Genomic DNA, 20,612 nt, shown 5'->3' on the forward strand with positions numbered 1-20,612 from the left:
CGCCCGCCGCACGCCCGCGCCCGGGCAGGTTGCTCATGGCGGGTGTGGATTTCGGTGCTGGTGGCCTTCCGTGGCAGAATGACTCCTTGCGTCTGCTGGACCAAGCGGCCCCTGCCACAGGGGGAGTGCCTCGGCACGCGGCCCCAGCAGATCGACGACACACTCGTAGCACGACAAGACCCGTGGGTGGCCTGTGGCACCGACGAGAAAGCGACACCCTCATGCACAAGCTCGACGCCATCGACCAGGCGAGTCTCCGCACCGACGTCCCCGACTTCCGGGCCGGTGACACCCTCAAGGTCCACGTGAAGGTCATCGAGGGCACGCGCTCGCGTGTGCAGGTCTTCCAGGGCGTCGTCATCCGGCGCCACGGCGGCGGTGTCGGCGAGACCTTCACCGTGCGCAAGGTGAGCTTCGGCATCGGTGTGGAGCGCACCTTCCCGCTGCACACCCCGATCATCGACAAGATCGAGGTCGTCACCCGCGGTGACGTGCGGCGCGCCAAGCTCTACTACCTGCGCGACCTGCGGGGCAAGGCAGCCAAGATCAAGGAGAAGCGCGAGACGCCGCAGAAGTCTCGCTGAGCCACCCCTCGCCACCCTGCGAGGACGGCACGTCGGCAGCTCGGCCTCCGGCGCGGTCGGTGCAGCGCGGCCGGGTCGCTCCGGAGGGCGTCCACCCACGAGGGATACGCTCGGGATCTCATGGAACCCGGACCGCCGGCGGCCTCGGCCCGCCCTGACCTCTCGACGTCCACGGGTGACGACGTCCCGCACGTGCGGGTGTCGCGGATACGACGGTGGTTGGTCGCCGTGGTGGCAGTGGCGGTCGTTCTCGTGCTCGTCCGGACGTTCGTGGTCGAGACCTATGCCATCCCCTCCGACTCGATGGAGCCCACGCTGAAGACCTCCGATCGGATCATCGTCGACAAGGTCGCTCCGTCCCATGTGGAGCGCGGCGACGTCGTCGTCTTCGACGGGCAGGCCTTCGGCGGCGCCACGGCCTACGTCAAGCGGGTCATCGGCATCGGCGGTGACGAGGTCTCCTGCTGCACAGACCAGGGGCGCCTGCGGCTCAACGGCAGGCCGCTGGACGAGCCCTACGTCGAGCCCGGCGACGCGCCCAGTGACCTGCACTTTGACGTGCGTGTGCCTCCGGGAAGACTGTGGGTCATGGGCGACCACCGCAGCGACTCCGGTGACTCCCGGGCCCACCTGGGCGATCCAGGGGGCGGCATGGTGCCGGTCGGCGACGTCATCGGACGGGCGATCTGGCGCTACTGGCCACCTTCCGAGTTCGGTGCGGTGCCGTCAACGACGGCCACGGCGGCGGCACCCACACCGGCGTCGGTCGACCGGGCGCCGGGCAGTCGGGAGCGGCGCCGGTGAACGACCACGGTCGCCCCGAACTCCCGGAGCCGGAAGACACCGGCGCCCAGCAGCCCTCCCACAGCGAGCTGCCGGACCGCCACCCTGACGTGACGCCGGACGACGGGACGTCGAACCCGCAGCCGGCCCAGCCCACTGCGCGCGAGGACCCCCCGAGGCGGGGCAGCGGCATCCTGCACGGGCTGCGCGAGATCGGGATCGTCGTCGTCACCGCCCTGGTCCTGTCGCTCATCGTCAAGACCTTCCTGTTCCAGGCGTTCTGGATCCCTTCCGGGTCGATGGAGAGCACGCTGATCTACGGCGACCGGGTCGTGGTGAGCAAGCTGACGCCCGGCCCCTTCGCCCTCAAGCGCGGCGACGTCGTCGTCTTCGAGGACCCCGACCACTGGCTGGACGAGACCCCGCCGCCGGATCGCGGCCCCTTCGGCACCGTCGCCCACGACGTGCTGGAGTTCGTCGGAATCGTGCCCACCGGTGAAGGCAACCACCTGATCAAGCGCGTCATCGGGCTGCCCGGCGACCACGTCGTGTGCTGCACCGACCTGGGCAAGCTCAAGATCAACGGCACGGCGATCAACGAGCCCTACGTCCACGCAGGCGATCCACCGAGCATCGAGAAGTTCGACATCACCGTGCCGCCCGGCAAGGTCTGGGTGATGGGCGACCACCGCAGCGACTCGGGGGACTCGCGTTTCCACGACAACGGCAGTGGCGGCAAGGACGGATCCGTGCCGGAAGACCTCATCGTCGGCCGGGCCGTGTCGATCGTCTGGCCCCTCGACCGGATCAGCTGGCTCTCCGACTACTCCGACACCTTCGCCGACGTGCCGGACCCCAAGGGCTCCCAGAAGTGACTCCGCGCCCCGTCTCCAAGCGCCCCAGCCTCCGGGTGGAGCGGGCGCTGCAGCGCGACGGGCACCGGGTGCTCGCGGGCATGGACGAGGTCGGTCGAGGAGCACTCGCCGGCCCGGTCTCGGTCGGAGTGGTGGTGATCGACGAGTCCTGTCGCTCCGCCCCTTCCGGGGTCAAGGACTCCAAGCTGTTGTCCCCGCCCGTCCGGGAGCGGCTCGTCCCCGCGATCCGCCGGTGGGCGCTGGCCTACGCCGTCGGCCACGCGAGCCCGGGTGAGATCGACGCCATCGGCATCATGGCGGCACTGCGCCTGGCCGGCACCCGCGCGCTCACCCAGCTGGACGTCATACCGGACCTGGTCATCCTCGACGGCAACCACGACTGGCTGACCGATCCGACGCGGGTGGGACTGCTCGGTCTGGACGGCGCCGACGGTGACGGCACGGCATACCTCACGCCTCCGGTGCGCACGATGATCAAGGCGGACATGAAATGCTCGTCGGTGGCCGCCGCGAGCGTCCTCGCCAAGGTGGAGCGCGACGGCATGATGGTCGACCTGGCCCGGGAGATCTCCGTCTACGGCTGGGCCGGCAACAAGGGCTACTCGGCCCCCGAGCACTTTGCTGCCCTCGCAGAGCACGGTCCGTGCGAGCACCACCGACGGTCCTGGCGGTTGCGCGGGTGCGAGGTGGTCGGTGGGGGCGAGACCGACGAGGCACTGCTGGACGCTCACTTCGCCGCCGGCTTCGGCGCGGACTCGTTGATGGGCGAGGATGGGCTCGTTGCCCCGTCGATGATCGTGGTCGAGCCGCAGGAACAGGAGATGGACGCGGGATGAGTGCCGAGGATCTCGAGAAGTACGAGACCGACATGGAGCTGCAGCTCTACCGGGAGTACCGCGACGTCGTCGGCCTGTTCTCGCACGTCGTCGAGACCGAGCGGCGTTTCTACCTGGCCAACTCGGTCGAGGTCAAGGTCCGGGGCGACGGTGGCGAGACCTACTTCGAGGTCACCATGAGCGACGCCTGGGTCTGGGACGTCTACCGGCCCGCGCGGTTCGTGAAGAACGTGCGCGTCGTGACGTTCAAGGACGTCAACGTCGAGGAGCTGGCCAAGAGTGACCTCGAGTTCCCCAAGGACGGCACCTTCCCGGAGTGACGCTGCTGGACACCCGCGTCGTCGCCACGTGACGCTGCTGGGCACCCGCGTCGTCGCCACGCGTCGCAACTCGCGCTGGCACTACTCGGGTGAGCGGACGCGATGCCGGCGTGTCGTAAGGCATGTCGGGAGGGAGTTCCAGCGCGAATTGCGATTTTCGACGCCCTCTGCCGCTCAGCGGGGCGGGTGGAGGTCAGGACCGCGGGCGCTCCAGGACGGCGACCCGGCCGTCGGTGCCCGAGGCCCAGCAGGCGCCGTCATGGCTGCACTGGACACCGTCGTAGCGGTCGTTGTCGAAGTGGGCCCAGGTGCGCCCGCCGTCGTGGCTGACGTCGCTGCCGGTCGGTCCCACCGCCACCACACCGCGTGCCGTGCGCGGCAGGAAGTCCACGCCGGAGCGGTAGCCGTCGACCTGCTCGCTGCTCGACTTCCAGGTGCGGCCGCCATCGGCGGTCCAGGCCGCGGCGTCGGCCCCGTTGGTCTCGTCGAGGAAGTCGCCGCCGACGACCACGCCGTGCCGCGCGTCGCGGAAGGCGATCGAGTAGACCCCGGCCGTGTCGCCCGAGCGGATCGGCACCGGCCGGGCTGACCAGCGCTGCCCCGCGTCCGTGGTGGAGAAGACCCGCGGCTGGTCACCGCCGGTGGCGAACCAGAACCGGTGGCCCGGACCCGAGACGAGACACGTTCCCGACGCGGCGAACCCGAACTCGTTGGTGCCGGCGGCCGGCATACCGCTCGTGTCCATGACCTGCCAGGTGCGGCCGGCGTCACTGGACCTCGCGATCTGCAAGTAGCCGTGGGCGGGGTCGCTCATCGCCAGCGCGGTGCCGTCCTTGCTGAAGGCGATGCAGTCGTAGAAGGCGGCCGGGTCGGCATTGCGGAAGGTCTCGCTCCAGGTCTGCCCGCCGTCGGTGGTGCGGTAGATGCGTGAGTCGCTGCCGGGCCCGATCGACAGCGCCACCGCGTGGGTCGCGTCGGCCGCCTCGATGTCGCGTAGCGCCAGACCGACCGCGGCCGAGGGGCTGACGTCCTGCCAGGTCGCACCGCCGTCGGTTGTCCGCAGCACGGTGCCGGCCTCGCCGCTGACCCACGCGGTCCGCCGGTCCACCGCCGCCAGGCCGCGGAACTCCTCGGTGCTGCCGGTCGGTGTGATCCGCCAGTCGTAGCCGGTGTGGTGGGCGGCCGGCGCGTGCGTGGGGCCGTGCGCTGCGGATGCGGTGTCCGACGGCGGGGAGGCCTGGGCCGGCAGCGAGGCCGCCGTCAGCACGCCTCCCGTCAGGGCCGCGCTGGCGAGAGTGACAAGGGCGCGTCGGGTCAGCATCCTGCGAGGTTAGCCCTGTCGCGGCGGGTGGAGAAGGCTCCGGACCGGCCGTTCTGCACAACTGGTGTGCGCGCTGTCCCACCGTCCCCAGAGGCTCCGCGCGGTCTGGCTGCACTGGTCGCCGGTCGGCAGGGTCGTGGTCGGAGGTGGTCGTGGTGACCAGAGCTACAGGGGTCGGTATGCCGCACGCAGTCGCCCAGGCGGTCGGCGCGTACGGCGAGCGGGTGGCGGCGCGCCACCTGGCCGACCAGGGGCTGCAGGTGCTGGAGCGCAACTGGCGCTGCGACCAGGGCGAGATCGACCTCGTGGCCCTGGACGGTGAGTGCCTCGTCGTGTGCGAGGTGAAGACGCGCCGGTCGGTCGCCTACGGCACCCCGGTGGAGGCGGTGACGCCGCGCAAGGCGGCTCGCCTGCGGCGTCTGGCCGCGTGCTGGTTGCAGGCCCACGACCGGACGGTCGAGGACGTGCGGATCGACGTGGTGGGCGTGCTGCGACCACGCCACGGACCGGCGCAGGTCGAGCACCTCGTGGCGGTCGGCTGATGGCGCTCGGACGGACCAGGGCGGTGGCACTGCTCGGGGTGGAGGGGGCGCTCGTCGATGTCGAGGCCGACGTCGCCCAGGGCCTGCCGCACTTCGCAGTGAGCGGGCTGCCGGACGCGGCCTGCAAGCAGTCCCCGGACCGGATCAAGGCGGCCGCCTCCAATTCCGGTGTGCCGATCCCCGCCCGCAGGCTCACCGTCAACCTCTCGCCGGCGTCCCTGCCCAAGGCGGGGTCGGGCTTCGACCTGGCCATCGCCGTAGCGGTCCTGGCGGCGACGCGGCAGCTGCCCGGAGATCTGGTGGACGGCATCGTCCACCTCGGCGAGCTCAGCCTGGACGGCTCGGTGCGGCCGGTGCCCGGGGTGCTGCCGGCCGTGCTGGCCGCAGTGGAGGCCGGGATCCGGCGGGTCGTGGTGCCCCGGGCCAACGTCGCCGAGGCGCGCTTGGTGCCCGGCATCGAGGTCCACGGGGTGGAGCACCTGGCGGCCCTGGTCAGCCGCTACCAGGCCCTCGCCGAAGGCGTCGAGCCGCCGGAGGAGGAGGTCCCCGAACCCGAGGGCGCCACCGCCCTGGCCGTGCCGGACCTGGCCGACGTCGTGGGGCAGGACGAGGCCCGGCTCGCGCTGGAGATCGCGGCTGCCGGCCGGCACAACCTGTGCATGGTGGGCCCGCCGGGAGCGGGCAAGACCATGCTGGCCGAACGGCTGCCCGGGTTGCTCCCGCCCCTGGAGCGACAACAGGCGCTCGAGGTCACGGTGATCCACTCGGTGCTCGGAGTGCTGTCGACCTCGACCGGTTTGATCACGCGGCCACCCTTCGTGGCACCGCACCACGGGGCGTCCATGGCAGCCATCATCGGCGGTGGCTCCGGCCGGATCCGACCCGGAGCGGTCTCGCGCGCGCACCACGGCGTCCTCTTCCTCGACGAGGCCCCCGAGTTTCGCCGCGACGTGCTCGACGCCCTCCGTCAGCCGGTCGAGTCCGGCCGCGTGGTCGTGGCCCGTGCGGAACGGGTGGTGGCCTATCCCGCCCGGTTCCAGCTGGTGCTCGCGGCCAACCCGTGCCCGTGCGGACGGGGCTTCGGCAAGGGGGTGGAGTGCTCGTGCTCGCCCCTGGCACTGCGCCACTACCTCGGCAAGCTGTCCGGGCCCCTGATGGACCGGGTGGACCTCCGGTTGCCGGTGCGGGCGGTGTCCCGGGCGGCCCTGTCACGCGGAGGTGGTGAGTCGACGGCCGCGGTCGCGGAGCGGGTGGCCTGTGCCCGAGAGCTCCAGCGGGAGCGGTATGCCGGGAGCGCCTGGTCGGTCAACAGCGCCGTGCCCGGTCCGGTGCTCCGCCAGGGTGACCTGCGGCTACCGTCCGACGCCACCGCGGACCTCGACCGGGCCATCGAGCTCGGGGGCCTGACACTCAGGGGTTACGACCGGGTGCTGCGCACCGCCTGGACCGTCCGCGACCTCGCGGGCGGGGGCCGACCGACCCGTGCGGACATCGGGATGGCCTTCACTCTGCGGGCCCTGTCCCCGGCGGCAGCATGAGCGGCGACGACAGCGTGAGGACACGAGCGGAGCGAGGCCCGGAGCGCCGAGGAGCGCGAGAGTCGGGCATGAGCGGCGACGACAGCGTGAGGACACGAGCGGAGCGAGGACCGGAGCGCCGAGGAGCGCGTAGATCAGGCATGAGGAAGCACAGTTCCCTGCTCGAGCAGGAGCGGTGGGCACGGGCGGCGTGGAGCCGGATCGCCGAGCCCGAGGACCTGGTGGCCGCCGACCTGATCGCGCGGCACGGCGCCGTGGAGGCGATCCGTCGGATCGGCAGGGTCGACGAGCCGAAGACCGAGCGCTTCCGAACACGGCTCGAGCTGCTCGACATCGAACGCGACCTGGAGATCGGTGACCGGTTCGGGGCCCGGGTGATCTGTCCCGGAGACGACGAGTGGCCGACCGGGCTCGACGACCTCAGCCACCCGCCGTACTGCCTGTGGGTCCGCGGGCCGGCCGACCTCGGCCTGGTGTGTCGGCGCAGTGCTGCTGTCGTCGGAGCGCGCAGCGCCACGGCCTACGGGGAGGCGGTGGCCGCCGACCTCGCGGCAGGGCTCGGGCAGCGCCGGTTCGCCATCGTCTCCGGTGCCGCTTTCGGCATCGACGCGGCGGCGCACCGCGGAGCCCTGGCCGCCGAGGCGACGACGGTGGCCGTGCTCGCCAGCGGCGTCGAGCGTCCCTACCCCGCGGCGCACGCAGCGTTGATCTCGCGGATCGCCGAGACCGGTGCGGTCGTCAGTGAGGTCGCACCCGGCTCCGCACCCACGAAGTGGCGCTTCCTGCAGCGCAACCGGCTGATTGCCACGATGAGCCGCGGCACCGTCGTCGTGGAGGCCGGGCTCCGCTCCGGTTCGCTCAACACGGCTCGTTCGGCCGACAAGCACAGCCGAGTCGTGGCCGCCGTGCCGGGACCGGTCACGTCGATGATGTCGTCCGGGTGCCACCAGGCGATCCGCGACGGGCTGGCCGTGCTGGTCACCGATGCCGCCGAGGCCGCCGAGGTGTTCGGTGAGCTGGGGACCGACAGCATCGCCCACCGCAGCGGGCCGACCCAGCCCGACGACGATCTCGACCCCCTCCCACACCTGGTGCTGAACTCCCTGCCGATACGCCGCAGCCTCGACCTCACGTCGCTCGGCAACACGTCCGGTCGATCCGTCGCCGAGGTGACCGGTGCTCTCGGTGTGCTGGAGCTGCGGGGGCTGGTCCAACGCGACGGCGATCGCTGGCGACGCAGACGTTGACGAGGGAGCCGGCAGGATCCGTCGGCCACGAGCGCGGTTGCGGCCACGGTTCCCTGACGTGCCTGTCAGCGCTCCAGGTGTCCGGGTCTCTGACGTCCCGGATCAGCTGTCCAGGTGTCGAGCCCGCACGAAGCAGAAGAGTCCGTAGCACACGATGCCGGCCGCGATGAGCGCCAGGAGCACCGGGCCGAACGGTTGCTTCAGCACGGTGAGCAGCGCCTGGTCGAGACCACCCGACTTCTTCGCCTCATGGGTGACGGCCGCATAGCCGAACAGACCGGCGACGACCAGAAGGGCCACGCCCTTGGCGCAGTAGCCGATTCGGCCGAACCATCGATAGACCGTGCCGGTGCTGCCCCGGCGTCCTGCACCGTCGAGGTGCTCGACGAACCGGTCCTGGACTCCGTAGACGATCAGGCCCACGCCGATCGCCGCGATGGCCAGTGCGACCAGGCCGACGATCAGCTGGCCTGCGGGCAGGTCCATGAGCCGTGCAGTGGCGCTGTCCGTACCACCTCCCGACGAGCCCGAGCCGAGCGCCACCTGATAGGCCGAGGCGGCGATGGCGCCGTAGACGATGGCCTTGCCCACGCTCGCGAGGCGATGCAGAACGCGGCCAGCTCCGTCCTTCTCGCGGTGTCCCACCGCTGCTTCCACCAGCTGCCAGATGACCAGCAGGGTCATGCCGATCGCCACGGCCCACACCAACGCGGTGCCCCAGGGCTGCTGGGCCAGTTCGTGCACGGCCCCCTTGCTGGACGCGCTGTCCTTGCGGTGGCCGAACGCCAGCTGCAGCGCGAGCCACCCGAGCACCAGGTGCACGACACCGAAGGTGACCAGTCCCACGCGCGCGGCGAGGTCGATCCCATCGCTGTCGCGGACCTCATCGCCCGCGTCCTCGACCCTCGCCGTCACGTCGCTCATGGTCGGACAGCCTATGGCCGGAGGAGGTGCCGGCAGTGCAGACGACACAGAACGGTGACCACTCCCGGACGACACGCCACGGGGCCGCGGCTCGATGCTTGCCAAGGTGATCGTTCCTTGCGAGCGTGGGAAGGTGCCAGCGCCCACGAGCGACGACCACACCGGGCCGGAGAACAGGCTGCGGCACCTGGTGGACGACTTCGCGCGGCACCTCTTGTCCGAGCGCGGGCTGTCCGCCCACACCGTCCGGGCCTATCAGGGTGACGTCAGCGCCCTGCTCGACTACGCCGCTGACAGCGGCGTGACGAAAGTGGCCGAGCTGCGGTTGGCCGACTTGCGCTCGTGGCTCGCGCAAATGGCCGAGGCGGGTGCGGCACGCTCGACCATCGCACGCCGGGCAGCCGCCGCACGCGCCTTCCTGAGGTGGGCGACCCGCACCGGGCTCACCGAGACCGACCCCTCCCTGCGACTCGCCGCACCCAAGCGGGTCAAGAGCCTGCCCGGAGTCCTTCGCCAAGACGAGGCGGTCGGTCTGCTCGACCTCGCGGCGGTGGCTGCTGACGACGGCGATCCGGTCCGACAGCGCGACCGCGCGATCCTCGAGCTGCTCTATGCCAGCGGGATCCGGGTGGGTGAGTTGACCGGGCTCGACGTCGATGACGCCGACCTGTCCGCCAACGTCGTCCGGGTCCTCGGCAAGGGCGCGAAGGAGCGCACCGTGCCGTTCGGGGCCCCCGCGGCGCGCGCGCTGCAGACCTGGCTCCAACAGGGGCGTCCCCGGCTGGTCACGACGCAGAGCGGACCGGCGCTGTTCCTCGGGCGACGTGGCCGACGAGTCGACCCGCGGGCGGTCCGAACCGCGGTGCACGCCCTGCTCGCCCACCTGCCGGAGGCGCCTGACCTCGGGCCTCACGGGCTGCGGCACAGTGCCGCCACCCACCTGCTGGAGGGTGGCGCCGACCTGCGGATGGTGCAGGAGCTGTTGGGCCACTCGAGCCTCGCGACGACCCAGATCTACACTCACGTGTCAGTCGAGCGACTCCGGCGCTCCTACGAACAAGCTCATCCCCGGGCATGACGTCCGACGTGGTGGCTCCTCGCAGCCGGAGGCGTGGACGTTCACTCCCGGCCACGCGCACCATGGGACAGCAGGAGAAAGGCAGTCAGGGCACGTGACACGGGCTCCAGATCCCCAGCCGGTCCGGCCGGCTCCGCAGGGTCGACGACCGCTGAGTCGTCGGGTGCGGCTGCGGCGCACCATCGCCGGTGCTCTGGCGCTGTGCCTGGTCGTCGCGGGAGTGGTGGCGTTCGCCCGCCCAGGCGACAACCACCTCGTGGGTGTGCTCGACGCGATGACGTATCCCTCGGTCGCACCGGGAAGCACCAAGGCGTCCGGAGCCGACCCCGCAAACCCCGCCCGAGGTGTGGCGGCGCCGAAGGGACGACAGGCGAAGGCGAAGGCGCCTGTGCCGGAGCGCGCTTCGGGCCACCTCAAGGCGGTGCCGGTGCCGAGGAAGGACTCGACCCGGCCCGGCCGCACCGTCACCTACTCCCTGGAGATCGAGCAGGGGCTGGGTGCCGACGCCCGTGCCGTGGCTCGCACCGTCCAGTCGGTGCTCACAGACCGCAGGGGTTGGGAGACCGAGGACCACGTCCGCTTCGTGCACGTCAGCCCCCGACGGCAGGCCGCGGGCGCCGACGTCGACATCCGGATCACCCTGGCCAGCCCCGCCTTGACCGACAGGCTCTGCGCGCCGCTGCGGACGATGTCGAAGCTGGACTGCTACCAGCGGGGACGTGCGGTGCTCAACTACCGCAACTGGGAGCACGGCATACCGGCCTATGACGGCGACCTGGCGGGCTACCGTGCCTACCTGATCAACCATGAGGTGGGACACGGCCTCGGTTACGGGCACGCGCGGTGCCACACCAAGGGCACACCGGCGCAGGTCATGATCCAGCAGACGATCAGCCTGCAGGGTTGCACACCCTGGCCCTGGCCGACCCGTCCCAGGTCCTGAGGCCCACAGCGGTGAGGGCCACCGCGGCGACCCAGCTCACCGCCAGGGCAGCAGCACCGGCCGCACCAGGCCCAGCAGGGTGAGCGGATCGCGGTAGTCGCGGGAGCCCGCCAGCGCACCCCAGTGCAGGCACGTCCGCGGGGGGCAGTGGCTGCTGCGGGAGCCGAGGGTGCCGATCTGACCACCACGCCGCACCTGCGTGCCACGAGGCACACGGTCTCCGACCGGCTCGTATGTCGTGCGCCACCCGCTCGCATGCCGCACCGTCACCACGCCTCGCCCCGCGACGACGCCGCTCCACGACACCACTCCGTCACCGGCGGCGAGCACCGGCTGGCCCTTCGTCCCGAGCAGGTCGACGCCGCGGTGACCGGCGGCCCAGGGTTCGGGGGGCGGCTCGAAGTGCCGAACCACGCTCGGCGCCGGGTCGAGCGGCCAGCCCCAGGTCTCGCGCGGTGCCGCCACCGGCTGGTGGCTCGATCCGTGACCGGCCGGCACCTGCACGTGCGCCGCGACCTTCCCGGCGCGGGAGCCCCGGGCGGCTCCGTCGAGGTCCTGCCTCGGCAGCAGCGCGGGGCAGAACCCGAGGACGACGACCGCCAGCAACGCGGCGAGGCTGCGCAGGGGCAGCGAGGCCAGGAAAGCCGCGCGGGCCGTGGACGCCGGGGAAGCCATGGCGACACGATGGCCCGGACCGGCGGGTCCCACCAGGACGGCAGCACTGCCTGTGGAGGCCGGGACGGTGCTGCCGCAGAGGTGGACCGACCGATGCCTCAGCCGACGCGCTCGGCCGGTGCCCGTCAGACGGCGAGCGTGGCGAGGCGCCGGACCGCCTCGTGCAACACGTGGTCCTGCTTGCAGAAGGCGAACCGCACCAGGGTCCGCACCGCGTCCTTGTCGTCGCAGAAAGCCGAGACGGGCACTCCGACGACGCCGCACAGCTCCGGCATCCTGCGGCAGAAGTCGACCGCGTCCGTGACGCCGAGCGGAGTGGCGTCGGCGATCACGAAGTAGGTGCCCGAGGGCCGCGTCACCTGCAGGCCACCGGCGGTCAGCCCCTCGCACAGCAGGTCGCGCTTGGCCTGCAGCGAACCGGCGAGGTCGCGGTAGAAGTCGTCCCCGAGTGTGAGGCCCGTGGCGATCGCCGGCTGGAAGGGCCCGCTGGCCACGAAGGTGAGGAACTGCTTGACCGCGCGCGCCGCGTCGACGACCTCGGCCGGCCCGTGCAGCCAACCCACCTTCCAGCCGGTGGTCGAGAACGTCTTGCCGCCGGAGGAGATGGTGATGGTGCGCTCTGCCATGCCCGGCATGGACGCCACCGGGATGTGCTGCGCGCCGTCGAAGACGAGGTGCTCGTAGACCTCGTCGGTCACCACCCAGGCGTCGTGCTCTCGCGCCAGCTCGCACACCAGGTCGAGCTCGGCCCGGGTGAAGACCTTGCCGGTCGGGTTGTGCGGCGTGTTGAGCAGCACCAGCCGGGTCCGATCGGAGAACGCCGCCCGCAACGACGCCTCGTCGATTGCGAAGTCGGGGAACCGCAGCACCGAGGTGCGACGTTGCGCGCCCGCCAGGGCGATGGTCGCGGCATACGAGTCGTAGTAGGGCTCGAAGGTGACGACCTCGTCGCCCGGTTCACACAGGGCGAGGACGACCGCGGCGATCGCCTCGGTGGCTCCCGCGGTGACCAGGACCTCGGTGTCGGCATCGACGTCGAGGTCGTAGAACCGCTTCTGGTGCTGGGCGATCGCCTCACGCAGCTCGGGGACGCCGATGGCCGGCGGGTACTGGTTGCGCCCGGAGTTGATCGCCGCGATCGCCGCATCCAGGATCTCCCGCGGTCCGTCGGTGTCCGGGAACCCCTGCCCCAGGTTGACCGCGTTGACGCGCAGCGCGCGCTGGGTCATCTCGGCGAAGATGGTCTCGCCGAAGGGTCGCATGCGGGCGATGACTTCGGGGGTCGGCATGCCAGCAGGGTATCCACGGCTCCCCGGAGGCTGCCGAGCCCACCCGCACCGCGAGACCCGTGAGGGATCATCGTGAGGTTCGGTGCCCGTATGACGTCCCGAACCTCACGAAGATTCCCCACGAGAGAAGCCCGTCGGGGAGCGGGTGGTGAGGGTGGCGATCTCGTCCACGATGGACGGCCAGAGTGCCCTCGGCAGGTCGTGGCCCATGCCGCGGTAGAGGACGAGGCGCGCCCCGGGCACCGCACGTGCGGTGGCCCGCCCGGCGGACGGCCGGATCACCCGGTCGGCGTCGCCGTGCAGCACCAGGGTCGGCAGGTCGAGCCGGGCGAGGGCCTTGCGGCGGTCACCCGAGGCCACGAGAGCAGCCTGCTGCCGGGCGCTGGCCCGCAGGTCGTCGGGTCTGCGGGTGAAGTTGCCCCTGACCCGCTCGCGCAGCTCACCCTCGTCCGCGGGGTAGTCGGGGGAGCCGAAGACCGAGGCGAAGAAGGTCGCCTCGTCGGCCGCCTTCTCCGCGTCGGTCACCGGCGCCTTCGGGGCCTTGCGCGTCTCCCAGAGGACCCGTGGCGTCGGGATGGTGCCCAGGTGTGCCGCCGGAGTCGACATGATCGAGGTGAGCGAGCGCACCCGCTCCGGGTGGGTGATCGCCAGGGTCTGCGCGATCGTCCCTCCGAGAGAGACGCCGACGACGTGGGCGCTGTCCCACCCGAGTGCGTCCATGACGCAGACGGCGTCGTCGGCCATGTCCTCGAGGCGGTAGGGCGCCTCGCCGGGCCGGAGGAAGGCGTGGAGGACCCCCGGCGCCGGGAGCCCGTCGAGGTGGGTCGACAGACCGGCGTCGCGGTTGTCGAACCGGGTGACCTGGAAGCCGCGTGCCACGAGCAACGCGCACAGCTCCTCCGACCAGTAGGTCAGCTGCCCGCCGAGTCCGCACACGAGCAGCAGGGGCTCGCCACCGGCCGGCCCCAACGTCTCGTGGACCAGCTCGATCTCGCCGTGGTGTGCGGTCCCGGTGCGGTTGGTCTCCATGCGCTCCCTCTCCCGGCCGCCCGGTGCTGCGGTCCGGAGCGACTCTACGGGGACGGCCCACCGCCGATTTCTCGTGTGGGCCGCGTGCGCCGTATGATGAGCCCACCACAGGTCTGACCTGTGGAATTCGCGTGTCCTCCAGCCGTCAGGGTCCCGATAGGGGCCGTCAAGCGGGGCGTCACCACTCGCAGTCCCGGAGCCTTCCGGGTGGGGTGCGTCGAGGACACCAGGCACGGCGACGGCAATCCCGCCCCAGCCGTGGATAACTGGAACCAACGAAAGGCAGACCTCGGCATGGCCGTCGTCACCATGCGCCAGCTCCTCGAGAGCGGCGTCCACTTCGGGCACCAGACCCGTCGCTGGAACCCCAAGATGAAGCGCTTCATCATGACGGAGCGCAATGGCATCTACATCATCGACCTGCAGCAGTCGCTGACCTACCTCAATGACGCCTTCGAGTTCGTCAAGGAGACGGTCGCGCACGGCGGCACGATCCTGTTCGTCGGCACCAAGAAGCAGGCGCAGGAGTCCATCGCCGAGCAGGCGACGCGGGTCGGGATGCCCTACGTCAACCACCGCTGGCTCGGTGGCATGCTCACCAACTTCAACACCATCTCCGGGCGCCTGACGCGCCTGAAGGAGCTCGAGGAGATCGACTTCGACGACGTGGCCGGGTCTGGCCGCACGAAGAAGGAGCTCCTCATGATGAAGCGCGAGAAGGTCAAGCTCGAGCGCACCCTGGGCGGCATCCGCGACATGGCCAAGGTGCCCTCGGCCGTGTGGATCGTCGACACCAAGAAGGAGCACCTCGCGGTGTTCGAGGCCCGCAAGCTCGGGCTGCCGGTCATCGCGATCCTCGACACCAACTGCGACCCCGACGAGGTCGACTACAAGATCCCCGGCAACGATGACGCGATCCGCTCCGTCACCCTGCTGACCCGGGTCGTGGCCGACGCCGTCGCCGAGGGCCTGATCGCCCGCTCGGCTGCCCGCAGCGGCGAGGGTGAGACTGCTGCCGACGAGCCGATGGCCGAGTGGGAGCGCGAGCTGCTGGCCGGCGACGCCGAGCAGGCCGCCGAGGCGCCTGCCGCCGATGCGACCGCCCCCGGCGCCCCTGCCGAGGCCACCCAGACCGCCCAGGCCCCGGCCGCGACCGATGCTCCCGCCACCGCGTCGCCGGCCGCCGAGTCGCCGGCCGCCGAGGCTCCGGCCACTGAGGCTCCGGCCACTGAGGCTCCGGCCACTGAGGCTCCCGTCGAGGCCGCACCGGAGACCCCGGCTGCGACCGACGGTGGTTACGGCCCCGACTCGGCCGCACCGCTGGCGGACGGCAGCGGGCCGGAGGGCTTCACGGTCAAGGGCAACGCCGGCTCGATGAAGTACCACACCACGGACTCGCAGTGGTACGACCAGACGTCCGCCGAGGTGTGGTTCCGCACCGCCGAGGCCGCCGAGGCCGCCGGTTTCAAGGCACCGGGCGCCTGAGGCCCGGACACACACGCTGACAGCGCACGATTGCGCGCCGGACCGATCCCTCCAGATCGCCTCCGGCGCGCAGTCACGAGAGAGAGTGGGTAGCACCATGGCGAACTACACCGCCGCCGACATCAAGGCCCTGCGTGAGCAGACCGGTGCCGGCATGCTGGACGTCAAGAAGGCCCTCGACGAGGCCGACGGCGACCACGGCAAGGCCACCGAGATCCTCCGGGTCAAGGGCCTCAAGGGCGTGACCAAGCGCGAGGGTCGCACGGCCTCCAACGGGCTGGTCGCGGCGCAGGCCGAGGGTGGCGTCGGCACGCTGGTCGAGGTCAACTGCGAGACCGACTTCGTGGCCAAGGGCGAGAAGTTCCTCGCGCTGGCCGACCAGGTCCTCGCGCAGGCCGTGGCCGTCAAGGCCGCCGACGCGGAGTCCCTGCTGGCGAGCGAGCTCGACGGCAAGACGGTCAAGGACGTGCTCGACGACGCCAACGCGACGATCGGCGAGAAGATCGAGGTCCGTCGGGTGGCCCGGCTCGAGGGGGACACCGTGGTGTCCTACCTGCACCGGACCAGCCCCGACCTGCCGGCGCAGATCGGTGTCCTCGTGGCCGTCAACGGCGGCGACGCGCAGACCGCCCGAGACGTGGCGATGCACGTCGCCGCGTTCAGCCCGTCCGTCCTCACCCGCGACGAGATCGACCCCCAGACGGTCGAGAACGAGCGCCGGGTCGCCGAGGCCACGGCCAAGGAGGAGGGCAAGCCGGAGCAGGCCCTGCCCAGGATCATCGAGGGTCGGGTCAACGGCTACTTCAAGGAGAACGTGCTGCTCGACCAGCCGTTCGCCAAGGATGCCAAGAAGAGCGTCGCCCAGGTCGTCAAGGACGCGGGCGCCGAGGTGACCGGGTTCGCTCGGTTCCGCGTCGGATCCTAGAGCGGCGGGCGGCCTGACCACCGCCCGATGACACGAGAGCGGCCCGACCCCTACCGAGGGGGTCGGGCCGCGTTCGTGTCCCGACGCCTCGCGGGCGGGGTGACCGGACGTGCATACCGGCTGCGGTAGGCGCCCACGCACCAGGCGCCCAGCACCACGAGCCACAGCAGCAGCAGCGCCAGGACCGCGAGCCCGCTCGAGGCCGAGCGCAGGTCGGGGAGCATGACGACCTCGCGCACCGCCGCGGCCAGCACGGTGACCGCACCCAGCGCCCACAGGTCCTCCATCAGCGAGCGCCGCAGTCCCCGTCGTTCCGGCCGCGACCAGCCCTGCAGCGCCCGCACCGGCAGGCGCTCCAGCGGGGCCTGTGTCACCGCCCAGCCCAGCACGATGAACAGCCCGAGCAGGCCGAGCCCGAGCAGGGCCGACTGCGCCAGAGCCTCCGTGCGCGAGCCGAACCGGTCGGGAGTCCCCGCAGCGCCCCAGTGCCGCGGCACGCGCAGCGGCAGCAGCACCGCCTGCCAGATCCAGACCAGGTCGTAGACCACGGCGCAGGCCACGAAGTAGACCCACGTACGTCTCACCCCGACACCGTATGCCGGGTGCTCACCGAGCCCGAGCGGCGCGGCTCCTGCGGTGGGTGCCGGCGAAGACCACGCGACACCGTCCGCCGGCCGTATGGCAGGATCGAGCGACCGCATCTGCGTACTGCACGGAGGTTCTCCTTGACCACCAATCCCTTGCACCCGAGGTACAAGCGCGTCCTGCTCAAGCTCTCTGGCGAGGTGTTCGGCGGCGGCCACGTCGGGCTGGACCCGGATGTCGTGCGTGGTGTTGCGGGCCAGATCGCCGAGGCCGTCAACGACGGCGTCGAGGTCGCCGTGGTCATGGGCGGTGGCAACTTCTTCCGCGGCGCGGAGCTGCAGCAGCGGGGCATGGACCGCACCCGCGCCGACTACATGGGCATGCTCGGCACTGTGCTCAACTGCCTCGCGCTTCAGGACTTCCTCGAGAAGGACGGCGTCGACACGCGCGTGCAGACCGCGATCACGATGGGCCAGGTGGCCGAACCCTACATCCCGCGGCGCGCGATCCGGCACCTCGAGAAGGGGCGGGTCGTCATCTTCGGCGCGGGTGCAGGCATGCCGTTCTTCTCCACCGACACCGTCTCGGCCCAACGGGCCCTGGAGATCAAGTGCGACGCGGTGCTGATCAGCAAGAACGGCGTCGACGGCGTCTACACCGCCGACCCCCACACCCACCCCGACGCGACGAAGCTGGACCAGGTGTCCTACCAGGACGCGCTGCAGCAGGGCCTGCGGGTGGTCGACGCGGCGGCGTTCAGCCTCTGCATGGAGAACAAGCTGCCGATGCTGGTCTTCGGCATGGAGGGCGAGGGCAACATCGCTCGTGCCGTCCGAGGTGAGAGGATCGGGACACTGGTCACGGCGGGCTGACCGCCGTGACTGCCGCAGGCCTGCCAGCCCACTGATGCGTTGCCGCCCACGCACGAAGGAGATCTGATGCTTGAGGAGACCTTGCTCGAGGCCGAGGTGAAGATGGACAAGGCCCTCGAGGTCGCCAAGGAGGACTTCGCGACGATCCGCACGGGTCGGGCCAACGCGGCGATGTTCAACAAGCTGCTCGTCGACTACTACGGCGCCCCGACCCCGCTGCAGCAGCTGGCGTCGTTCCACACGCCGGAGGCCCGGACGGTGCTCATCGCGCCGTTCGACAAGTCGTCGATGACCGCGATCGAGAAGTCGCTGCGCGAGTCCGACCTCGGCGTCAACCCGAGCAACGACGGCAACCAGATCCGGGTGATCCTGCCGCAGCTGACCGAGGAGCGCCGCAAGGACTACATCAAGCTGGCGCGGCACAAGGCGGAGGAGGCCCGGGTCTCGATCCGCAACATCCGCCGCCGGGCCAAGGAGGAGATGGACCGCGCGGTCAAGGACAAGGAGATCGGCGAGGACGAGGGCACCCGCGCCGAGAAGGAGCTCGAGGTCCTGACCAAGAAGTTCGTCGAGCAGGTCGACGAGGTCCTCAAGGGCAAGGAAGCCGAGCTGCTCGAGGTCTGAGCCCCTGGCGGCCAGATCGATCATGGACAACACTCCCCATCCCACCGGCAGCGAGCGGCGGGCCGCGAAGGCTGCCGCAGCGGCACGGACGCCCAAAGCGGGCCGCAACCTGCCCGCGGCCATCGGGGTGGGTTCCACGCTGGCGGCCCTCGTCATCCTCAGCCTGGCGTTCTGGAAGGAGGCCTTCCTCATCCTCGCGACCCTGGCGGTCGCGGTGGGGGTGTGGGAGCTGCACGGCGGCCTCGCTCAGGGACGGATCAAGGCACCGCTGGTGCCGACCGTGCTCGGGGCGCTGGTCATGCTCCCGGCCGCCTACTACGGGGGCGGAGACGCGCTCGCGCTCACCTTTGCGATGACCGGGGTGGCCGTGCTGCTCTGGCGTGCCGCCGACGGGCTGGCAGGGGCAGCGAAGGACGTCGCTGCGGGTTTCCTCGTCGCCGGGTACGCCCCGCTGCTCGCCGGGTTCGCGGCGCTGATGCTCGCCGCCGACGACGGCGCGTGGCGGATCTTCGTCTTCGTCCTGGTCACCGTGAGCAGCGACATCGGCGGCTACGCCGTCGGTGTGGTCAAGGGCCGCCACCCCATGGCACCGTCGGTCAGCCCCAAGAAGTCATGGGAGGGCTTCACCGGTTCGGTCGTCACGTGCGTCGTGGTGGCCGTCGTCTGCATGGTCCTCGCCCTCGACGGGCCGTGGTGGGGTGGCGTCCTGCTCGGCGTCGCGATCGTCGTCGCCGCGACCGTCGGCGACCTGGGCGAGTCGCTGCTCAAGCGCGACCTGGGCATCAAGGACATGGGCGACATCCTCCCCGGGCACGGTGGCGTGATGGACCGGCTCGACTCCCTGGTCTTCGCCGCACCGGTCGCCTGGGTGCTGTTCGCGGTCTTCCTCGGCAGCTGAGGGTTTGGCCGCCGGGCCGGGCCACTGAGACACTGGACGCGCCATGCCAGACACTCCCGCTCCCGTCAGCCTGCCCACACCGTCCACCGCGCGACCCGTGCCCGGTCAGCTGACCTTCGCCGCACCCCGACGGGGCAAGCCGCCGCAGCACCTGGCCGACCTCGATCCGGCCGAGCGCAGGAGCGCGGTGGAGGCCCTCGGCATGCCGGGCTTTCGGGCGACGCAGCTGTCGACGCACTACTTCGAGCGGCTCGTCGGGTCGGCCGACGAGATGACCGACCTGCCCAAGGCGATCCGCGACGAGCTGGTGAGCGGCATGCTGCCGCGGCTCATCACCCCGGTGCGCACCCTCGAGGCCGACCGCGGCGCCACCATCAAGTCGGTCTGGCGGCTGCACGACGGTGCCCTGGTCGAGAGCGTGCTGATGCGCTACCCCAAGCGGGTGACCATCTGCATCTCGAGCCAGGCCGGCTGCGGCATGAACTGCCCGTTCTGCGCGACCGGGCAGGGCGGCCTGACCCGCAACATGTCGACCGCCGAGATCGTGGAGCAGGTCGTGCACTCGGCGCGGCTGCTGCGCAGCGGCCAGCTCTCCGGCGGACCCGAGGACTCGCCGCTGCGGGTCTCCAACGTGGTGTTCATGGGCATGGGGGAGGCCCTGGCCAACTACCGGGCCGCCATCGGGGCGATCCGCCGGATGACCGACCCGTCCCCGGACGGCCTCGGCATGTCGGCACGCGGCATCACCATGTCCACCGTCGGGTTGGTCCCGGCGATCGACCGGCTGGCCAAGGAGGGCGTGCCGGTCACCCTTGCCCTGTCGCTGCACGCACCCGACGACGAGCTGCGAGACGAGCTGGTGCCGATCAACACCCGCTGGAAGGTCGATGAGGCGATCGACGCGGCCCACCGCTACTTCGAGGCGACCGGGCGACGCGTCAGCATCGAGTACGCCCTGATCCGCGACATGAACGACCAGGCCTGGCGTGCCGAGCTGCTCGGCAAGAAGCTGAACCGGCGTGGCCGCGGCTGGGTGCACGTCAACCCGATCCCGCTCAACCCCACCCCGGGGTCGAAGTGGACCGCCTCCGAGCCGAAGGTCGAGCACGAGTTCGTGCGGCGGCTGCGCGGACTCGGCATACCGACGACGATCCGTGACACCCGCGGCTCCGACATCGACGGCGCCTGCGGCCAGCTCGCCGCGGCCACCGCCTGAACCGGCTCCTGCCGCGACGGAAG

At 71.3% G+C, this 20,612-nt stretch carries 22 protein-coding genes; 16 read left to right on the forward strand and 6 right to left on the reverse strand.

The features are described from left to right. Positions 1-221 precede the first annotated feature (221 nt). The 5 genes from rplS (at position 222) to FCN22_RS12295 (ending at position 3,398) form a co-directional block, all read left to right on the forward strand. Positions 222-584, forward strand: a complete 363-nt coding sequence (gene rplS, locus FCN22_RS12275) for a 50S ribosomal protein L19 (RefSeq protein WP_137121843.1) — start codon at positions 222-224, stop codon at positions 582-584. A 120-nt stretch (positions 585-704) separates the two neighbouring features. Continuing rightward, on the forward strand, positions 705-1,388 hold the full coding sequence (gene lepB, locus FCN22_RS12280) for a signal peptidase I (protein ID WP_137121844.1): 684 nt from the start codon (positions 705-707) through the stop codon (positions 1,386-1,388). Continuing rightward, entirely contained in the window at positions 1,385-2,242 is an 858-nt protein-coding gene (gene lepB / locus FCN22_RS12285; RefSeq protein WP_238384700.1) for a signal peptidase I, read from the forward strand. Before lepB (FCN22_RS12280) ends, lepB (FCN22_RS12285) begins: the two co-directional genes overlap by 4 nt. Continuing rightward, on the forward strand, positions 2,239-3,078 hold the full coding sequence (gene rnhB / locus FCN22_RS12290) for a ribonuclease HII (RefSeq protein ID WP_238384701.1): 840 nt from the start codon (positions 2,239-2,241) through the stop codon (positions 3,076-3,078). Before lepB (FCN22_RS12285) ends, rnhB begins: the two co-directional genes overlap by 4 nt. Beyond that, on the forward strand, positions 3,075-3,398 hold the full coding sequence (locus tag FCN22_RS12295) for a DUF2469 domain-containing protein (RefSeq protein ID WP_137121845.1): 324 nt from the start codon (positions 3,075-3,077) through the stop codon (positions 3,396-3,398). The genes rnhB and FCN22_RS12295 overlap by 4 nt, the downstream gene beginning before the upstream one ends. A gap of 193 nt (positions 3,399-3,591) precedes the next feature. Here FCN22_RS12295 and FCN22_RS12300 read toward each other — a convergent pair whose 3' ends face one another. Next, the gene (locus FCN22_RS12300; RefSeq protein ID WP_137121846.1) at positions 3,592-4,719 is read right to left on the reverse strand and encodes a WD40/YVTN/BNR-like repeat-containing protein; all 1,128 of its coding nucleotides are present in this window, start codon (positions 4,717-4,719) and stop codon (positions 3,592-3,594) included. 179 nt (positions 4,720-4,898) lie between these two features. Between FCN22_RS12300 and FCN22_RS12305 the strand changes: the two genes are divergently transcribed. The 3 genes from FCN22_RS12305 to dprA all read left to right on the forward strand — a co-directional run bounded on the left by FCN22_RS12305 (position 4,899) and on the right by dprA (position 8,046). Then, positions 4,899-5,261, forward strand: a complete 363-nt coding sequence (locus tag FCN22_RS12305; RefSeq protein WP_137121875.1) for a YraN family protein — start codon at positions 4,899-4,901, stop codon at positions 5,259-5,261. Next, positions 5,261-6,799 carry a YifB family Mg chelatase-like AAA ATPase gene (locus FCN22_RS12310; protein WP_137121847.1) on the forward strand — a complete coding sequence of 513 codons (1,539 nt, stop codon included), beginning with the start codon at positions 5,261-5,263 and terminating at the stop codon, positions 6,797-6,799. Before FCN22_RS12305 ends, FCN22_RS12310 begins: the two co-directional genes overlap by 1 nt. 140 nt (positions 6,800-6,939) lie before the next feature. After that, on the forward strand, positions 6,940-8,046 hold the full coding sequence (gene dprA / locus FCN22_RS12315; protein ID WP_137121848.1) for a DNA-processing protein DprA: 1,107 nt from the start codon (positions 6,940-6,942) through the stop codon (positions 8,044-8,046). 102 nt (positions 8,047-8,148) lie between these two features. On the opposite strand, the gene FCN22_RS12320 is transcribed toward dprA, so the two are convergent. Continuing rightward, complete coding sequence (locus FCN22_RS12320) at positions 8,149-8,970, reverse strand: DUF1206 domain-containing protein (RefSeq protein ID WP_137121849.1); 822 nt, start codon at positions 8,968-8,970, stop codon at positions 8,149-8,151. 133 nt (positions 8,971-9,103) lie between these two features. Here FCN22_RS12320 and FCN22_RS12325 point away from each other — a divergent pair, with 133 nt between their 5' ends. After that, positions 9,104-10,048, forward strand: coding sequence for a tyrosine recombinase XerC (locus FCN22_RS12325; RefSeq protein ID WP_238384702.1), 945 nt, complete (start codon positions 9,104-9,106; stop codon positions 10,046-10,048). Between the two features lie 163 nt (positions 10,049-10,211). Next, on the forward strand, positions 10,212-10,991 hold the full coding sequence (locus FCN22_RS12330) for a DUF3152 domain-containing protein (protein ID WP_162308195.1): 780 nt from the start codon (positions 10,212-10,214) through the stop codon (positions 10,989-10,991). A gap of 36 nt (positions 10,992-11,027) precedes the next feature. Here the strand turns inward: FCN22_RS12330 and FCN22_RS12335 are convergent, their stop codons facing one another. The 3 genes from FCN22_RS12335 to FCN22_RS12345 all read right to left on the reverse strand — a co-directional run bounded on the left by FCN22_RS12335 (position 11,028) and on the right by FCN22_RS12345 (position 13,984). Next, positions 11,028-11,666, reverse strand: a complete 639-nt coding sequence (locus FCN22_RS12335) for a M23 family metallopeptidase (protein WP_137121852.1) — start codon at positions 11,664-11,666, stop codon at positions 11,028-11,030. 125 nt (positions 11,667-11,791) lie between these two features. After that, on the reverse strand, positions 11,792-12,955 hold the full coding sequence (locus tag FCN22_RS12340) for a pyridoxal phosphate-dependent aminotransferase (protein ID WP_137121853.1): 1,164 nt from the start codon (positions 12,953-12,955) through the stop codon (positions 11,792-11,794). Between the two features lie 105 nt (positions 12,956-13,060). Next, entirely contained in the window at positions 13,061-13,984 is a 924-nt protein-coding gene (locus FCN22_RS12345; protein ID WP_137121854.1) for an alpha/beta fold hydrolase, read from the reverse strand. Positions 13,985-14,278: 294 nt separating this feature from the next. Between FCN22_RS12345 and rpsB the strand changes: the two genes are divergently transcribed. After that, complete coding sequence (gene rpsB / locus FCN22_RS12350) at positions 14,279-15,469, forward strand: 30S ribosomal protein S2 (protein WP_512700749.1); 1,191 nt, start codon at positions 14,279-14,281, stop codon at positions 15,467-15,469. A 97-nt stretch (positions 15,470-15,566) separates the two neighbouring features. Further along, positions 15,567-16,394: a translation elongation factor Ts gene (tsf, locus tag FCN22_RS12355; RefSeq protein ID WP_137121855.1), complete on the forward strand. Its 828-nt coding sequence runs from the start codon at positions 15,567-15,569 to the stop codon at positions 16,392-16,394. A gap of 50 nt (positions 16,395-16,444) precedes the next feature. On the opposite strand, the gene FCN22_RS12360 is transcribed toward tsf, so the two are convergent. After that, complete coding sequence (locus FCN22_RS12360) at positions 16,445-16,978, reverse strand: DUF1648 domain-containing protein (protein WP_162308196.1); 534 nt, start codon at positions 16,976-16,978, stop codon at positions 16,445-16,447. Between the two features lie 141 nt (positions 16,979-17,119). On the opposite strand from FCN22_RS12360, the gene pyrH reads away from it, so the two are divergent. From pyrH to rlmN, 4 genes are all read left to right on the forward strand, one after another. After that, on the forward strand, positions 17,120-17,851 hold the full coding sequence (gene pyrH / locus FCN22_RS12365) for a UMP kinase (RefSeq protein ID WP_238384703.1): 732 nt from the start codon (positions 17,120-17,122) through the stop codon (positions 17,849-17,851). Positions 17,852-17,917: 66 nt separating this feature from the next. Continuing rightward, complete coding sequence (gene frr / locus FCN22_RS12370) at positions 17,918-18,475, forward strand: ribosome recycling factor (RefSeq protein ID WP_137121857.1); 558 nt, start codon at positions 17,918-17,920, stop codon at positions 18,473-18,475. Between the two features lie 22 nt (positions 18,476-18,497). Next, positions 18,498-19,373 (forward strand): phosphatidate cytidylyltransferase, encoded by an 876-nt coding sequence (locus tag FCN22_RS12375; protein ID WP_137121858.1) that lies wholly within the window; start codon positions 18,498-18,500, stop codon positions 19,371-19,373. A gap of 43 nt (positions 19,374-19,416) precedes the next feature. Then, on the forward strand, positions 19,417-20,589 hold the full coding sequence (rlmN, locus tag FCN22_RS12380; RefSeq protein ID WP_137121859.1) for a dual-specificity RNA methyltransferase RlmN: 1,173 nt from the start codon (positions 19,417-19,419) through the stop codon (positions 20,587-20,589). Positions 20,590-20,612 lie beyond the last annotated feature (23 nt).

Origin of the sequence: Segeticoccus rhizosphaerae, from assembly GCF_005222685.1 — a bacterium.
Lineage (GTDB): Bacteria > Actinomycetota > Actinomycetes > Actinomycetales > Dermatophilaceae > Segeticoccus > Segeticoccus rhizosphaerae.

What these genes read in the sequence shown, in the direction of transcription:
- FCN22_RS12305 (WP_137121875.1), top strand. Translation starts at nt 4,899, where the DNA reads ATGCCGCACGCAGTCGCCCAGGCGGTCGGCGCGTACGGCGAGCGGGTG.
- FCN22_RS12340 (WP_137121853.1), bottom strand. Translation starts at nt 12,955, where the DNA reads ATGCCGACCCCCGAAGTCATCGCCCGCATGCGACCCTTCGGCGAGACC.
- rpsB (WP_512700749.1), top strand. Translation starts at nt 14,279, where the DNA reads ATGGCCGTCGTCACCATGCGCCAGCTCCTCGAGAGCGGCGTCCACTTC.
- FCN22_RS12300 (WP_137121846.1), bottom strand. Translation starts at nt 4,719, where the DNA reads ATGCTGACCCGACGCGCCCTTGTCACTCTCGCCAGCGCGGCCCTGACG.
- lepB (WP_137121844.1), top strand. Translation starts at nt 705, where the DNA reads ATGGAACCCGGACCGCCGGCGGCCTCGGCCCGCCCTGACCTCTCGACG.
- FCN22_RS12295 (WP_137121845.1), top strand. Translation starts at nt 3,075, where the DNA reads ATGAGTGCCGAGGATCTCGAGAAGTACGAGACCGACATGGAGCTGCAG.
- rplS (WP_137121843.1), top strand. Translation starts at nt 222, where the DNA reads ATGCACAAGCTCGACGCCATCGACCAGGCGAGTCTCCGCACCGACGTC.
- rlmN (WP_137121859.1), top strand. Translation starts at nt 19,417, where the DNA reads ATGCCAGACACTCCCGCTCCCGTCAGCCTGCCCACACCGTCCACCGCG.
- tsf (WP_137121855.1), top strand. Translation starts at nt 15,567, where the DNA reads ATGGCGAACTACACCGCCGCCGACATCAAGGCCCTGCGTGAGCAGACC.
- frr (WP_137121857.1), top strand. Translation starts at nt 17,918, where the DNA reads ATGCTTGAGGAGACCTTGCTCGAGGCCGAGGTGAAGATGGACAAGGCC.
- dprA (WP_137121848.1), top strand. Translation starts at nt 6,940, where the DNA reads ATGAGGAAGCACAGTTCCCTGCTCGAGCAGGAGCGGTGGGCACGGGCG.
- FCN22_RS12375 (WP_137121858.1), top strand. Translation starts at nt 18,498, where the DNA reads ATGGACAACACTCCCCATCCCACCGGCAGCGAGCGGCGGGCCGCGAAG.
- FCN22_RS12345 (WP_137121854.1), bottom strand. Translation starts at nt 13,984, where the DNA reads ATGGAGACCAACCGCACCGGGACCGCACACCACGGCGAGATCGAGCTG.
- FCN22_RS12320 (WP_137121849.1), bottom strand. Translation starts at nt 8,970, where the DNA reads ATGAGCGACGTGACGGCGAGGGTCGAGGACGCGGGCGATGAGGTCCGC.
- FCN22_RS12335 (WP_137121852.1), bottom strand. Translation starts at nt 11,666, where the DNA reads ATGGCTTCCCCGGCGTCCACGGCCCGCGCGGCTTTCCTGGCCTCGCTG.
- FCN22_RS12310 (WP_137121847.1), top strand. Translation starts at nt 5,261, where the DNA reads ATGGCGCTCGGACGGACCAGGGCGGTGGCACTGCTCGGGGTGGAGGGG.